The sequence below is a fragment of the Myroides sp. TSA_177.3 genome, assembly GCF_052691955.1.
In genome coordinates, this window is sequence record NZ_JBQZGD010000023.1 from 24,225 (window position 1) to 40,102 (window position 15,878).

Genomic DNA, 15,878 nt, shown 5'->3' on the forward strand with positions numbered 1-15,878 from the left:
CTTTCTTTTTCTATTGTATTTTTCATTACATTTCACCACTATTCACCCTATAACTAACAACATGAAACAAAATATTTGGTTCCGTTTTATGCTCTTAGGCGTGCTCTTTTTTCTTGCAGGTTTGAGCAGTCATGCACAACGACCTTTTATAACCAACTGGAACACCCATAAACTTAACCTTCATTTGGAAGGAGAATACACCTATACTTGGGAAAGCATTCAATATCCAACGATAAAAGGAGAAGGAAGAGGAAAAGATATGCTTGAGTTAGATTTTCCTAAACGCGGACCTTATCGTCTTAGTTTAACTCCCATTGGCGACAATCCGTTACATCGGTTTTACAACCCTGACATCACCGTTTCTCTTTATGAACGAGAAGAATACCCCAATCCCTTTGATGAGCTTTTATCTGTTGTTCAATGGGGTGATATACCTTGGAGTAGTATGCAAAATGCTTTTGCGGGTGCAAGCAGAATGGTTATTGTTGCTCAAGATGTCCCTGACCTCAGTAGAGTCACCAATATGTCGGGCATGTTTTTATGTGCACATTACTTAGACTTCCCCATTAATCACTGGGATGTAAGCCAGGTAACAGATATGAGCTATCTCTTTTTTCAGGCTAAAAAATTCAATCACCCTTTAGATCAATGGGATGTTAGTCAAGTGACCCAAATGGGATCCATGTTTGATCAAGCGGAAAGCTTTAACCAACCGTTAAACAAATGGAATGTCAGTAATGTAAAGGATATGAGTTATCTATTTAGAGGAGCTTCTGCATTCAACCAATCGCTAAAAAAATGGAACGTTCATCAAGTAACCAACATGGTTGGCATGTTTCAAGAGGCAAAAGCTTTTAACCACCCCTTAAACAAATGGAATGTCCAGCAAGTAACCAACATGGCTGGCATGTTTCAAGAGGCAAAAGCTTTTAACCAACCTTTAAACAAATGGAACGTCCAGCAAGTAACCGACATGACTGGCATGTTTCATGGTGCTCTTACCTTTAACCAACCTTTACATCAGTGGGATGTCCGTCAAGTAGTCTTTATGAACCAAATGTTTGCTAACGCTCAGCAATTTAATCAACGTTTGGATCAATGGGTAGTTTCTTCTATTGTTTACTTTGCTCACCCATTCGACAACACCAAATTGAATCTCCTACAAATGCAACAAACAATTGCAGCATGGGAGAAACAAAAACAACAACAGCCCAATTACAAAAAACCTTTTGTAACGCTTTGGGATTTGCTAACCCCTTTCGGCAACAGAAACAATTTTGAACTCAGCCTACAAGGTCAATATTTCTATATGTTAGAAAACACAACAGATTCCTCTTTAATTTATTATGGCATCGGACAAAACGATCTTAATCTGCTTGTGCCAGGAGGTCAATATCGCTTAACCTTAACTCCTACCGAACGAACCCCCTTACATGCAATAGAGTATATGTATGGAGGTTCAAGAAATCTTTATTTAAGAGAAAAACACTTAATCGAGATACAACAATGGGGAGATATCGAATGGAGCACAATGGAAAAGGCATTTAGTGGAGCTAAAGAAGTAATAGTAACCGCTTCAGACCTTCCTAATCTACAACAAGTAAAAAGCACGAGTTATATGTTTGCCCATGCAAAGAAATTAAATCAACCCCTTAATCATTGGGATGTGAGTCAAGTCACTAATTTCTCTAATATGTTTTACCAAGCAGAAACATTCAACCAACCATTAGATCAATGGAATATGAGTCAGGCAACAAATCTGTCCGAAATGTTTGATCACGCATTAGCTTTCAACCAGCCTTTACAAACTTGGGATGTTAGTCAAGTTACTAATATGTCCGAAATGTTTGATCACGCATTAGCTTTCAACCAACCTTTACAAACTTGGGATGTTAGTCAAGTTACGAATATGTCGTATATGTTTTATCACGCATTAGCTTTCAATCAACCTTTAGATACCTGGAATGTTAGTCAAGTTACGAACATGAGAGGACTATTTTCAAATACTTCATTCAATCAACCTTTAGAACAATGGGATGTTAGTCAAGTTACTAGAATGGGAAGTATGTTTTCAAATACCCCATTCAATCAGCCTTTACATACATGGAATGTTAGTCAAGTTACGAACATGGCATACATGTTTGCTGAAACCCAAGCGTTCAATCAACCCTTAGAGCAATGGAATATAAGTCAGGTTAAAGACCTAGAAGGAATGTTTAAAGGGGCTCAGCAATTTAATCAACCTCTACATAATTGGGATGTTAGTCAGGTAACTGACATGAAATACATGTTTGCTGAAACTCAAGTATTCAATCAACCTTTGGAGCAATGGAATATGAGTCAGGTTAAAGACTTAGAAGGTATGTTTAAAGGTGCTCAGCAATTTAATCAACCTTTAAATAATTGGGATGTTAGTCAAGTTACCAAAATGAATCAGATGTTTGATGAAACCCAAGCGTTCAACCAACCGTTAAATCGATGGGATGTAAGTAAAGTAGAAAGAATGGATAGCATGTTCGAAGATGCACAACGATTTAATCAACCTCTTAATAAATGGAATATCAACCCTGAGACTGTGGCTTATGAAATAGTCAAAAACGCAAAAGCCTTTAATCAACCATTAACCTCTTCCAATTGGAAAAAGGCGATTAAAAATTCAATGCCTATTCCAATAAGGCAACTTGAATCTGGTACAAGATGCCATCAATAAAAATCAACATTAGCCACCACGTGAACCGAACGATACGCCCCAATAGACTCAAAACTCTTTAAGATGCGCCTCACTTGCCCTTTGGTCTGGTTGAGCATGACTTGTTGTGGAATTTTGATTAAAATCACGCGAATATACTGATTGCGGATGCGGTTAATTGCAGGTTCTTCTGGCCCTAAAACGGGAATACCCAATTGTCCTTTCAAATTGTTATACAGCCAAAACGACGATTCTTTGAGTTTTTCAAAATCGCGGTGTTTTAACGTTAAGCGAATCAAGCGGTAAAAAGGCGGATACTGAAAGTTATGACGTTCATACATCTGCTCCTTATACATGGATTTATAATCATAATTCGTTACCTGTTGAATGATATTGTGATACGGATTAAAGGTTTGAATAACTACCCTTCCCTTTTTATCAAATCGCCCTGAGCGTCCTGCAATTTGCGTCATCATTTGAAAAGCGCGTTCATGGGCTCTAAAATCGGGATGATACAAGCTATTATCTGCATTCATTATCCCAACCAAGTTCACATTATCGAAATCAAAGCCTTTGGCCAACATTTGAGTACCCACCAAAATATCAATTTGACGATTCTCAAAAGATTCAATCAATTTCTCATAGGCGTATTTTCCTCTTGTGGTATCTTGGTCCATACGCGCAATACGCTTGTTTGGAAACAACTCTCTCAACTCCTCTTCTACTTGTTCAGTTCCAAATCCTTTCGTATTCAAATCCACGCTGTGGCAACGTCCACATTGTTTCGGCATCGGTAAGGTATAACCACAATAGTGGCAACGCAATTCATTTCTGTATTTGTGATAGGTCAAGCTCACATCACAATGCGGGCATTCAGGAACTGCCCCACAGGTCATACACTCCACCACAGGTGAAAATCCCCTGCGGTTTTGGAAGAGAATTACTTGTTCCTCTAACGACAAAGCGTGATTTATTTCCTCGATCAATTGATCCGAGAAATGCCCTGTCATCTGTTTGCGTTTGTATTTTTCCTTGATATCCACTAAGACAATATCTGGAAGCAATACATTCGTATAACGTTTGGTCAATTCAACCAATCCGTATTTTTTTTGAGCGGCATTATAATAACTTTCTAAACTCGGCGTGGCGGATCCCATCAACACTTTTGCTTTGTGTTGCATGGCCAATACCACAGCTGCATCACGTCCGTGATAGCGCGGTGCAGGATCATGTTGCTTGTAATTGGCATCGTGTTCTTCATCAATCACCACCAAACGCAGATCCTGAAACGGTAAGAAAACAGACAACCTCGTTCCAATCACCACTTTTGCCTTTTCTGATTGCTGCAATACCTGATTCCACACTTCTAATCGCTCATTATGAGAATAGCGCGAATGATACACCGCTACTTGATTGCCAAAATAAGCCGTTAAGCGCTGAACCAATTGCGCACTAATCCCCACTTCAGGCAAGAGAAATAGCACTTGTCCTTCTTGGGATAAAAACTTCTCTATGAGTTTTATATATACTTCTGTCTTTCCTGAGGCCGTAACCCCATGCAGTAAGACCACTTCTTTTGCTGTAAATTGTTGCTCAATTTCCCAAAGCGCTTTACTTTGATCATCCGTCAGCTGAATCACCTCTGAGGTCGCATCATTAAAAACAACGCGATCGTGATTGAGGTAATAGGATTCAAACACTCCTTTTTCAATCAAGGCATTGATAATCGCTTGACTACTTTCACCTTCTTCAATCAGCTGTTTTACACTGATTGGATTTTTCTGGATTGCTTGTAATTGAAAATATTTTAAGATTAATTCACGCTGTTTAGCCGCTCTATTAACCAATTCCATCAGCTTGGTCAATCCATCTTCTTGCAGGTATTCTTCTGCCAAACGAACATAGCGAATTTGCTTGGGTTTGTATTTCTCCACCATTTCTTCTTGCAACAAAATGGCGCCTTTAGTCAATAAACTATTAATTACGGGAAATACTTTCTTGCGATTGAGAATCGCAATCACCTCATCAAGTTTCAAAATAGATTGAATTTGCATCGCCTCGTATAACAAGTATTCCGCATCATCCAAATCGTCTACGGATAGTGTTACTTTATCATTCCATTGAATAATCGTTTCACTTTCCAACAGCAAACGAGAAGGCATTGCTCCTTTGTACACATCACCAAGCGTACACATATAATACTCGGCTAACCACGTCCAAAATTTAATTTGTGCTGGAGTAACTACAGGTTCAATATCTATAATTTCATGAATATCTTTTGCTTCGTATACAGCAGGTTGTCGATGGTGTTTTTCCACCACCAAAGCCGTATACACTTTATTGCGTCCAAAAGGTACAGCAACCCGCATTCCAACTTGAATAAAATCGAACTCGACTTCATTAATTCGGTAAGTGAATGTGGGATCTAAAGCTAAAGGCACAATGACCTCAACAAAATAATTCATGTTAGGGTTGGTTAATCACTTCAAAGAAAGCCTTTGAATATAATAAATAGTAGAATGTTTTAATTATGGGTCGTTTCAGAAACTATGTTTCCATTTTTATCAATATAAAACCAAGATGAACTATCCCAATAATGGTACTCTCCGCGAGATCCTTCAACTTCTCTACTTCTACCTTCAAAGGTAGCTTTTGCTACACCATTTTTAAAAGGAAACACAAAAGCAAATTGAGGTTTAATCACTACTTGTCCTTTGACATTCGCAAATCCCATTTTGCCCTCTTCATCAATAATGCGATACATACCTTCTACAACAAAATCAGGGTTATTGTCATACATATAAGGTTGATGAGTTGATCTTGAAGTCATACAACTCACTCCTACAAGTAGTAAAAAACACACCAATACTCTATTCATTTATGCTCTTAATTATAATTAGTTTTCAATTAGATTTGATTTTTGAAATTCAAAAATACGCGATTTATATCATATTTCCGCATGGATTTCGCAACATCGGCTGTATATGACATTTTTAATTATTCGTTTTAATTGTACACAACCTATGTTCTACATTTAAAAAAATAGAATCCTTTTGCCATTGCATTATGTTGTCAACTTTCATACAACCTGTTGTAACGCAAAACTAACTCTCTCAAAATCCAACATATAACCTTCCAAAGGTACAAGAGGTTTATTTAATTTCATCTCAATTGAAGAGTAAAATTGTGTTAAATGAAATAGCCTTTTTACAGGTGAAAAATTACACCCTAAAATAAAACGAAAAAAGGCTACCTATAGTTAGATAACCCTTGTATTTTAAGATGACTTTGTCCACGTTGTTGTTTTTCCTAAGAGATAAATCTGGGCTGTTCCTGTCACTTCTATTTTACTATAACCAACAAGTTTTATGGAACAACTGTACTCTTTTCCTGTTTCTGGATCCAAAATAGTTCCTCCACTGTACTTATTACGTTCCTCTTTTTTCATGTTTTTTATAATGGTTAATCCATCATAGGTCCTAGCTACATCTCCTCCAGGGCACTTTTCACATTTCTTACCTTTATCATCAGGGTCTAAAATACTAATAATACGCCCTGTATAAACTCCTTGACTTTCTTTTATTTCAACAATTGCCTTGTCTTTTCCATTGCTATCTACAGCTTTCCATTTACCAACAATTGAATATTCTGTCTGGGCATTCATGTTTAACAATCCTCCCAATAAAAACAGCATTGCATACATTAATTTTTTCATCCTATTTCTCTTTTTCAGTATATGTTATACTAGGAAAGATACAAACTTTTTTTTTAGACACCAGCACAATTAACAAAACCAAAACACCTAACTCATTCAAATTCAAACAAAAAAAAAAGACTATCTTACAGATAGCCTTTTCTAGATTATTTACATTTTAGTCCATGTTTGTGTTCGTCCAATCAATGAAATTCCGACATATCCACGAACTTCTAATTTTGTTTTTCCGTTCATTTTAATCGAACATTTATATTCTTTTCCTGACTGTGGATCAATAATTGTTCCTCCTGTATATTCTTCTCCTTTTTTCGTTAGGTTTTTGATAATCACCAATCCTTCAATTGGTTTTCCTTTATCATCCCCTGGGCATTTTTCACATTTAGAATCCTTTTTAGCAGGATTTAAAATTTCGATAACTTTTCCTTGGTATTTACCTCCTTTTTCTGATATCTCCACGATAGATTTCGCGTCTCCTGTTTGATCGTCAAACGTTTTCCATTTACCAATGATCGATTGAGCATTCATCGTCATGAAACCACCCAATAAAAACACGAGTATAAACATTGAATTTCTCATAATATTTTTTAGTTTTAGATTAAGTTATATACTCAAATATACTTATTTTTTTAACTTAATCTTACGAATAGCTAAATTTAATTCAAAACCTAATAATAAAATCATACAGTTAATCCACAAATAGAACATCACCACCAATAAAGTCCCAATTGAGCCATATAATTCATTGTATCGGGCAAATCGAAGGACATATACTCCAAACCCATAAGAGGTTAAAACGTATAAAATAGTTGTAAAGACAGAACCAATAGAAATAAAAGATACTCCTTTTGTTTCTTTGGCACCAAATTTATATAAAATAGAAGTAGTTAATAGAACGACCAGTAATAAATATAAATTACGCACCCAGACTAACCAATTAGCACCAATTGCTAAACGGTAAATTAATACTTCTAAGATTACATAAAACGCAACTGAAAAGATTAAAACAAAAGATAGAATAAGAGAAAGTGCCAAGGCAACTAAGTACTGTCGAATGATATTGCGAGAAATGGTAATATGGTAGGACGATTCAAATCCTCCGATAATAGCAAATACCCCATTGGTCATCAAGAAAATAGAAAGTAAAAATCCAGATGATAATAAAGACTTATAACTATTATTCATGATATCTAGAATAATAGATTGAATGGCTTCATACGTATTGGGTGGAACTGAATTTTCAATAAACTGTAAAAAGTCGGCTTGAAAATTATCAATAGGAATATAGGGGATTAAATTCAGAATAAATAAAGCAAAGGGAAACAAGGCCATAAAGAAACTAAAAGCAATAGAACCCGCTCGATAAGAAAAGGCTCCTTTGACGATTCCGACCAAATACAACTCAATTAAATCATACAGCGAATACCCATCAAGAAAAGAAAACTTTACTCGCTGTAATGCGCTAACGATTTTATTCAGCACAGGTATCCGGGCTAATTTATCTTCTATTTCTCTAGACATGCATGCTCCTTATAGGCTATAAAACTGCTTTTAAACTTAAATCCATATTGTAAACGGAATGCGTCAATGCACCTGAGGAAACAAAATCAACCCCGCAAAGCGCGTATTCGCGTACTGTTTCTTCATTTATATTTCCAGAGGACTCCGTTTGACATTGATTGCCAATTAATTCCACTGCTTTTCTCGTTGTTTCAAAATCAAAATTATCTAACAAAATGCGGTATACGTTCTCACAAGCTAAAATCTGTTGTACTTCATTTAGGTCACGCGCTTCAACAATAATCTTCAACGCTTTGTTGTTTTCTTTCAGATACGTATTTGTTTTTTCAATCGCCTCTTTTATTCCTCCTGCAAAGTCAATGTGATTATCTTTCAACATAATCATATCATACAAAGCAAAACGGTGATTTTCACCCCCAGCAATTTTTACTGCCCATTTTTCAATGGCGCGAATACCAGGTGTTGTTTTTCTGGTATCCAATATTTTGGTACCCGTTCCTTCCAACAAATCGACAAAAACACGTGTTTTCGTTGCAATGGCACTCATGCGTTGCATCGCATTCAACATAAAACGCTCCGCTTTTAAAATGGATTGAGAAGATCCAGCAATCGTCAATACAATATCTCCAACTTTTACAGCTGTTCCATCCGGGATAAAAACTTCTACTTCTAATGTAGGATCTACATATTGTAAAACCAGCTGTGCAAATTCTACTCCGGCAATAATACCCGCTTCTTTGACTAATACTTGTGCTTTTCCTTTCGCATCAGCAGGAATACACGCCAATGAACTATGATCGCCATCTCCTACATCTTCGCGTATGGCATTAACTATAATCTGATTTAATTCAGCTTGGAATTGTTGTTCTGAAATCATAAATAAAAAATTTGCGCTGCTAAAATAAGAAATGTTTTACAAGTGTTCTTCTTTTAGCCTCGCAAACTCTTCTGCAGGATAACTTAACTTACCCTATTTTCACTCCTAAGAGTTTATAAAACTCACTCAAAATAGCTGGATGTCCAGGCCATGCTGGTGAAGTTGTCAGATTGCCATCTGTAATTGCTTTATCTGCATCAATTTCCTTGTATGTCCCACCCGCAACTACAATATCAGGACCAACTGCTGGATAAGCAGTCAATGTTCTGCCTTTCAATACCCCTGCTGGAGTTAATACTTGAATACCGTGGCAAATTGCTGCAATAGGTAAATTCTTTTCAAAAAAGTATTGAACGATTTCAATCACTCGTTTATTTAATCGAATATATTCTGGAGCACGCCCTCCGCAAACATATAATCCTGCATATTCATCTAGTTTCACCTCATCAAAACTCTTGTTGATTACAAAATTATGTCCTCTACTTTCTGCATACGTTTGGAATCCAACAAAATCGTGAATGGCCGTTGCGATGATATCATTCTTTTTCTTTCCTGGACAAACCACATCTACAGCTACTCCAACGGATAATAGCGCTTGATAAGGAACCATTACTTCGTAATCTTCTACGAAATCACCTGCTAACATTAATACTTTTTTTGCCATAACTATTTTATTTTTGATTTAATACCTTCTAATGTACAAAAATCTATTCAATTCAGACAAAATCAAGGCTGAAATTATAATTTGTCGTTAGCGTTCATGATGGAGTAAAAATTTTTTAGGCACAAATCACCATGCGTATCACTATTTTGCCTTAACTTTAAATATTCTTTATTTTAAAAATTGTTTTCAGATGAAAAAATTACTCTTTATTCTATGTGTAACAGTAGGACTGGTAAGTTGTAACCAAAAAGTAGCTCCTCCTCAAACGGTAAATGTAAAAGATCAATTTACCATGGATATGCCTGCAACATTAGCAGCTATGACAGACCTTTATCCCGATGCGGATATTCAGTACGGAAATACGTACAAACAAGTGTACATCATTGCAAAAGAATCACCTAAAACAGCAGAAGAAGATTTCAAAACCTTTACTCAAAAAGCATTAGCAGCTTATTCTACTAGACCTGATTATGAAATCGTCAAAGAAGACGAGGTTCGCATTAATGGTTTACCAGGAAAAATTTACCATATATCTATGTCACAAGAAGGAAACTTCATGTATATGATACAGGCGATGGTTGAAGGTAAAAAAGGAAACTACGAAATTATCGGTTGGACGATTGGTCAAAACAAAGACTATCAAGGAGAGGAATTAATGAATATCATTTCGACTTTCAAAGAATTGTAACCAATAGAACATAAAAAAAGAGGATAACTGGAGTTATCCTCTTTTTTTATGCTGTTATCTTTCCACTATCAAAAAATGTGAATGGGTTTTTATTTTCTCTGTTTACAACAAGCTCATCACTCGAAACCTTAACAGAAGTTATCAACAAAAAAACGCTTTTTTGACCTAAAAGACATCTATTTAAAAGTAAATTCAAAGAAATAAGCGTCATTATTTCACAAAAAACGCTTATTTATAACTTTTTAACATTCAGTACATTAATAACCTATTGTATATTCATTTTTGTATTGTACATTTGGGCAAACAAAATAGCGAATTAACATGAAAAAAATTTTATTATCATTAGCAGTAGTAGCTACACTTTCATTAGCATCATGTGGAAACAAAAATGCTGATAAAGCTACAACTACAACTGAACAAGAAGTTGCAGTAGAACAAGGAGACAAATATACTGTAAACTTAACAGACAGTAATGTAACTTGGAAAGTAGGACACAAAGGTGGATTAAACCCACGTTTTGGTACTTTAACTTTATCTGCTGGAGACATTGCAATTGACGCAAATGGATTAAACGCAGGTTCATACACTGTAGACATGAACTCTCTACAAGTTGACCGTGCTTCTGTTGATGCTGATGAGGATATTCAAAAATTAGGAGGACACTTAAAAAGTCCTGATTTCTTCGACGTAGAGAAAAACCCTACAGTTGATTTCAAAATCACTAAAGTTGAAGATTTCGACGCTGCAAAACACACAAGTAAAATTGAAGGTGCTAACAAAATCGTAAGCGGAAACTTAACAATCTTAGGTAAAACAGTAAACATCACTTTCCCTGCTAAAGTAACAGTAGAGAATGGTAAAGCTGTTATGGATGCTGCATTTGTTGCTGACCGTACAGAATGGGGATTAGTTTTCGGTACTACAGATAAAGATTCTGGTGCTGCTCTTAACCCAGCTGATTGGGCAATTAGTAAAGATATGGAAATTGGAATTCACTTAGTTGCTGACAAAGTAAACGAATAATCCATTCTAAATCATACCAAAAGAGGATGCTCCACAAGGGCATCCTCTTTTTTTATTCAAAGAACGACGCTGTTGATTTATCATCATAGTATGAAAGCGAATTGTTATTCCCTTTTGTGTTTTTTTATTTTCTAAAAACGATCGAATCTCAATTCTCTTCTTCTTTCCAAAATAAATCAATACTTTTGTTTGAAAGACTACAAAAATCGCCTGATTCGGGTTTATTTACATGAAGATGAAACATATAGACGTACTAATTATTGGAGGGGGCCCCATAGGAATTGCCTGTGGTATTGAGGCTAAGAAAGCAGGATTGTCCTATCTTATTATTGAAAAAGGATGTTTGGTCAATTCCTTGTACCACTATCCCATCAATATGCAGTTTTTCTCTACTTCGGAGCTATTAGAACTCGACCATATTCCCTTTATTAGTGCAGAAAATAAACCGAGACGCAAAGAAGCCTTGGAATACTATAGACGAGTAACTCATCTACACGAGTTGTCCATTCATTTATTTGAAACGGTATTAGGTGTACATAAACAAGCAGAAGGCCATTTTACAGTAGAGACCTCCAAAAGCCAGTATAGTGCTTCTCATGTAATTGTCGCCACTGGTTTCTATGATTTCCCAAACCTCTTGCATATTCCTGGAGAAGATCTACCTAAGGTTTCACATTATTACAACGATCCGCATTATTATGCAAATATGGAAGTTGTGGTAGTTGGAGCAAGTAATTCCTCCGTAGATGCAGCATTAGAATGCTATCGAAAAGGAGCTAAAGTAACCATGGTAGTTCGAGATACTGCTATTAGTTCACATGTAAAATATTGGGTAAAACCCGATATTGAAAATCGAATTGCCGAAGGTGCTATTCAGGTCTATTACAACAGTCAATTAACTGCTATTACTCCCTCTACTGTTACTCTAGAACAAGCAGGAGAGTCAATCACACTAACGAATGATTTTGTTTTAGCCTTAACAGGTTATCGTCCAGATTTCGATTTCTTGCGCAAGCTGGGTATTACTACTCAAAATGAGGTTGATTTACTGCCAACCTTCCATGCAGAAACAATGGAAACCAATATTGCTAATCTATACTTGGCAGGTGTCGTTTGTGGCGGATTGAACACACACACTTGGTTTATTGAAAACTCAAGAATTCACGCCTCGATGATTGTGAAGCACATACTCGAAAAAAAATAAAACAGCTACGCTTTACATCCTTTACACACCCCGTGTGCGACAACTTCGATGTCACTCAATTCAAATCCCTCTGGAATATCAATGGTAGGGATGGCAACTTGTGTTAAGCAAATAGTCTTCTTGCACTGTTTGCAGATAAAGTGCAGATGGGTATCACGATGATTATCTTCAGAACAACTAGAAGAGCATAACGCATATTGTGTAACATTATTCGCTGTGATACTGTGTAATAATCCTTTACTCTCAAACGTCTTCACTGTACGATAAATCGTTACGCGGTCTGATTGATCAAAGCTATTTTCAATATCCGCTAACGATACGGCTCCTTGTTGTTGCTTTAAAAATTTAAGCACAAGGATTCGCATAGCTGTAGGTTTAATGTTTTTGGCAAGTAACGCTTCTTCAATATTCTTCATCTATCTGACCTTTTGTTTTACTCAAAGATAAGCATTGTTCCTTAATTCAGTCTATCGCATAAATGGGAATTAATTGTACTTTTTACTTAAATTAGCATTATTTACTTCTTCTTACCCTTGATAATCAAGCTTTTCGATTTCCATTTCTTTATCAAAACGAAGAAGAACAGCGTCGAAATTCAGTAGAAAAAACAATAAAAACACAGGTCTCTTCCTTTACCATCAGTTTTTCATGATTTTTATCGCAAAAACTATAAATAAAACATATATTTATTTTTTTTAGATTCATTTCCAATAAAAACGAAAAGACCTAAAGTTAAGGTATGATTTTTGTATCCATCCTTATCCTATCCATTTACTTTAGTTCAGATGAATGATAAAATAAATTAAAAAAACAAAACAATAAATTTTAAACAAAATGCAAAAATTAATCGGAAGTATTCTTATTGTAGCAGGAACTACAATAGGCGCAGGAATGTTAGCAATGCCCATTATATCGGCCAATGTAGGTTTTTTATTTATGTCATTCATCTTATTCTGTATCTGGTTTGCTATGTTTTATACTTCCGTTCTCCTAGTAAATGTCTATCGATACAATTCACCTGAAGATGGGTTAAATACCCTAACAACAAAATATTTAGGAAAACCAGGGGCTTATATCACTGGATTGAGTATGCTAACCTTGATGTATGCCCTTACTAGTGCTTATATTGCAGGTGGAGGAGATATCCTTCGAACCAATCTGAAACAATTATTACACCTTGAGGTATCCCCTCAGCTGAGTGCCATTCTTTTTACCCTTCTTTTTGGGGGAATTATCGCCTTTGGCACAAGAGCTGTAGATTATAGTACCAAAGTTGTATTCTCAATTAAAATCCTTTGTTTATGCTTGGTTTTAGGGCTTTTACTCCCTCATATTGAGATGGCTTATTTGGCTTATATCCCTCAAAGTCCACTTCCTGTCTTAGCTACAATTCCCATTATTTTCACTTCATTTGGATTTAGTGTGGTTATTCCTAGCTTAGTCAAATACTTGGATGGAAATTTACGCCAGCTCAAATGGGTCTTTTTTATTGGTAGTATCATCCCTTTACTTTTATATTTAATCTGGGAACTTACCATTTTAGGAAATATTGAAAGTAGCGTTTTCAGTGAGATTTTAAAAAACAATGCAGGGTTAGAGGGATTACTTGTATCAATTAAAGAAATCAATAGTTCGCCTTTCATCAAAATTGCATTTACCATTTTTGCTGCGGCTGCAATTCTAACTTCCTTTTGGGGAGTTGCTTTAGCTCTAAATGATTACATCAAAGATTTAGCAAAAGATCGTCCTAAAATCAAACACAATGTAAGTGCTTTTATTTTGACTTTTCTTCCTCCAATCCTATTCGCTTTATTTTATCCTGATGGATTTGTGATTGCCTTGGGATATGCTTCTATTTCTTTGGTGGTTTTAGCTTTAATTATCCCTATGTTGATGTTGCAAAAAGCAAAGAAAATAGCCGGTGAAAAGACATCGATTCTCCAGTATATTATTTACGGATTTCTATGGATTTTATCTTTATTAATTGTGGTTTTACAGCTTTTATTAGCTTTTGAAGTATTGCCTTCTTAAAGGATATGATAACAAACAAAAAAAGGAGTAGGTTAATCCCCTACTCCTTTTTTGTTTGTTCTTATTTCGATAATAAATAGCGAATTACATTTTCTGCAGCATGCAAACCAAACAAGGCTGGCATCCAGCTATTCGTCCCGAAAAACGATTTTTTATAGTTTGAACCATCTGTCATTTTCAAACTACTTTCATCTGGTTTTTCTGTTGAAAAGATTGCCTTTACTCCAGAAGAAATTCCTTCTTTCTTCAAGCGTTTGCGAATTTGTTTCGCCAATGGGCATACATCTGTTTTGCTAATATCTTTGACAACGATTTTAGAAGCCAGCATCTTTCCTCCTGCTCCCATAGCGCTAATTACTTTCACGCGTTTGCGCTTCGCAGCTAAAATTAAATTAATTTTAGGTGTTATACTGTCAATACAGTCGAGTACATAATCATATTCTTCCGTTACCACCTCATGAGTGCGTTCTGGTGATAAGAATTCTTCTATACGCGTTAAGTTTAGCTCCGGATTAATATCCATCAAGCGATTTCCTACAATGTGTACTTTAGGTTCCCCTATCGTAGAATGCAACGCAGGTAATTGTCTGTTGATATTGGTAATATCCACCGTATCTCCATCAACAATGGTCATTTTCCCTACTCCTGCACGCGCTAAAAACTCAGCGGCAAATGATCCAACTCCTCCTAAACCAACAACTAATACGTTGGCGTTTTTTAATTTTTCTAATCCTTCTTCTTTAAAAAGTAAGGCTGCTCTTTCTTGCCAAATAGCCATCTATCTCTTGTTATTAATCCCCCTAAAGGTTACAATTAGTATTCTTTACTCCATATCCGTTTAAAATTTGCCTCTACAACCTGTGCAATATCAGGATGTAGTTTCTCTGCTTGCGCGTATAAATCTGCAATAGTAACCGTTGCATCATCATCTGTTTCTAAAAATAAAAAATCTTTAGGCGCAGCGGAAAAAGTTTCTTGCAATCGATTACTCTTCAGTAAAGCACTACCAAATGAGATGTAAAATCCGTTTTTCCACAAACTTTCAGCCACTTGTTGATGTTTATTAAACCCGTGAACGATAAGTGGAACGGTAATTTTCCATTTCTTTTTTAATGCGATAATTTCTTGATAAGCAGAAACGACGTGCAAAATTACAGCTTTTTTATTTTTTTCTGCAAGAAGTAATTGTTTTACAACAACTTCTTCTTGTAAATCCCAAGGAATATCGATTTTCTTATCCAAACCACACTCTCCTATAGCTAAACAATTTGGGTGATGCAGGTTCGTTTCCAGCCAGTTCAATTGTTCTTCAATCTTTGCTTCAACAATATACCAAGGGTGAATACCCAACGAAAAATGCGGAATACTAAAATCAACCTTGGACAAGTCTTGATTGACTAGTTCTAAGGTGTCCAGGGAATGTTGAGGATGATGTGTATGGATATTGTACTTCATACTAGCGAAGATAA

General features: G+C 35.9%; 15 protein-coding genes. 5 read left to right on the forward strand and 10 right to left on the reverse strand.

Annotated elements, in window-relative coordinates:
- The first annotated feature begins 61 nt into the window (after positions 1 to 61).
- A complete protein-coding gene (locus tag ACUTSE_RS15825; protein ID WP_445640926.1) occupies positions 62 to 2,710 on the forward strand; it encodes a BspA family leucine-rich repeat surface protein in 2,649 nt (882 codons plus the stop codon).
- Here the strand turns inward: ACUTSE_RS15825 and priA are convergent.
- The 7 genes from priA to ACUTSE_RS15860 form a co-directional block, all read right to left on the reverse strand.
- Positions 2,704 to 5,154, reverse strand: a complete 2,451-nt coding sequence (priA, locus tag ACUTSE_RS15830) for a replication restart helicase PriA (RefSeq protein WP_445640927.1) — start codon at positions 5,152 to 5,154, stop codon at positions 2,704 to 2,706. The two genes, ACUTSE_RS15825 and priA, sit on opposite strands and share 7 nt — an antisense overlap.
- Positions 5,155 to 5,213: 59 nt before the next feature.
- Positions 5,214 to 5,567: a WG repeat-containing protein gene (locus tag ACUTSE_RS15835; RefSeq protein ID WP_115091388.1), complete on the reverse strand. Its 354-nt coding sequence runs from the start codon at positions 5,565 to 5,567 to the stop codon at positions 5,214 to 5,216.
- Positions 5,568 to 5,966: 399 nt separating this feature from the next.
- Positions 5,967 to 6,404, reverse strand: a complete 438-nt coding sequence (locus tag ACUTSE_RS15840; protein ID WP_115091389.1) for a DUF2147 domain-containing protein — start codon at positions 6,402 to 6,404, stop codon at positions 5,967 to 5,969.
- Positions 6,405 to 6,554: 150 nt separating this feature from the next.
- Positions 6,555 to 6,980: a DUF2147 domain-containing protein gene (locus ACUTSE_RS15845; protein ID WP_445640928.1), complete on the reverse strand. Its 426-nt coding sequence runs from the start codon at positions 6,978 to 6,980 to the stop codon at positions 6,555 to 6,557.
- 42 nt (positions 6,981 to 7,022) lie between these two features.
- Positions 7,023 to 7,922, reverse strand: a complete 900-nt coding sequence (locus tag ACUTSE_RS15850) for a YihY/virulence factor BrkB family protein (RefSeq protein ID WP_353103442.1) — start codon at positions 7,920 to 7,922, stop codon at positions 7,023 to 7,025.
- A 16-nt stretch (positions 7,923 to 7,938) separates the two neighbouring features.
- Positions 7,939 to 8,799, reverse strand: coding sequence for a carboxylating nicotinate-nucleotide diphosphorylase (gene nadC / locus ACUTSE_RS15855; protein ID WP_115091392.1), 861 nt, complete (start codon positions 8,797 to 8,799; stop codon positions 7,939 to 7,941).
- Positions 8,800 to 8,887: 88 nt separating this feature from the next.
- Entirely contained in the window at positions 8,888 to 9,463 is a 576-nt protein-coding gene (locus ACUTSE_RS15860; protein WP_259190800.1) for a DJ-1/PfpI family protein, read from the reverse strand.
- 190 nt (positions 9,464 to 9,653) lie between these two features.
- Between ACUTSE_RS15860 and ACUTSE_RS15865 the strand changes: the two genes are divergently transcribed.
- From ACUTSE_RS15865 to ACUTSE_RS15875, 3 genes are all read left to right on the forward strand, one after another.
- Positions 9,654 to 10,151: a hypothetical protein gene (locus tag ACUTSE_RS15865; RefSeq protein ID WP_445640929.1), complete on the forward strand. Its 498-nt coding sequence runs from the start codon at positions 9,654 to 9,656 to the stop codon at positions 10,149 to 10,151.
- Positions 10,152 to 10,472: 321 nt separating this feature from the next.
- A complete protein-coding gene (locus tag ACUTSE_RS15870) occupies positions 10,473 to 11,174 on the forward strand; it encodes a YceI family protein (RefSeq protein WP_445640930.1) in 702 nt (233 codons plus the stop codon).
- A 235-nt stretch (positions 11,175 to 11,409) separates the two neighbouring features.
- Positions 11,410 to 12,378 carry a YpdA family putative bacillithiol disulfide reductase gene (locus ACUTSE_RS15875; protein ID WP_445640931.1) on the forward strand — a complete coding sequence of 323 codons (969 nt, stop codon included), beginning with the start codon at positions 11,410 to 11,412 and terminating at the stop codon, positions 12,376 to 12,378.
- A gap of 5 nt (positions 12,379 to 12,383) precedes the next feature.
- Here the strand turns inward: ACUTSE_RS15875 and ACUTSE_RS15880 are convergent, their stop codons facing one another.
- A complete protein-coding gene (locus tag ACUTSE_RS15880) occupies positions 12,384 to 12,794 on the reverse strand; it encodes a Fur family transcriptional regulator (RefSeq protein WP_002987074.1) in 411 nt (136 codons plus the stop codon).
- Between the two features lie 418 nt (positions 12,795 to 13,212).
- Between ACUTSE_RS15880 and ACUTSE_RS15885 the strand changes: the two genes are divergently transcribed.
- Positions 13,213 to 14,409, forward strand: a complete 1,197-nt coding sequence (locus ACUTSE_RS15885) for an aromatic amino acid transport family protein (RefSeq protein WP_445640932.1) — start codon at positions 13,213 to 13,215, stop codon at positions 14,407 to 14,409.
- A gap of 61 nt (positions 14,410 to 14,470) precedes the next feature.
- On the opposite strand, the gene ACUTSE_RS15890 is transcribed toward ACUTSE_RS15885, so the two are convergent.
- Positions 14,471 to 15,187 (reverse strand): tRNA threonylcarbamoyladenosine dehydratase, encoded by a 717-nt coding sequence (locus ACUTSE_RS15890; RefSeq protein ID WP_002987078.1) that lies wholly within the window; start codon positions 15,185 to 15,187, stop codon positions 14,471 to 14,473.
- A gap of 35 nt (positions 15,188 to 15,222) precedes the next feature.
- Positions 15,223 to 15,864: a TatD family hydrolase gene (locus ACUTSE_RS15895; protein ID WP_445640933.1), complete on the reverse strand. Its 642-nt coding sequence runs from the start codon at positions 15,862 to 15,864 to the stop codon at positions 15,223 to 15,225.
- Positions 15,865 to 15,878 lie beyond the last annotated feature (14 nt).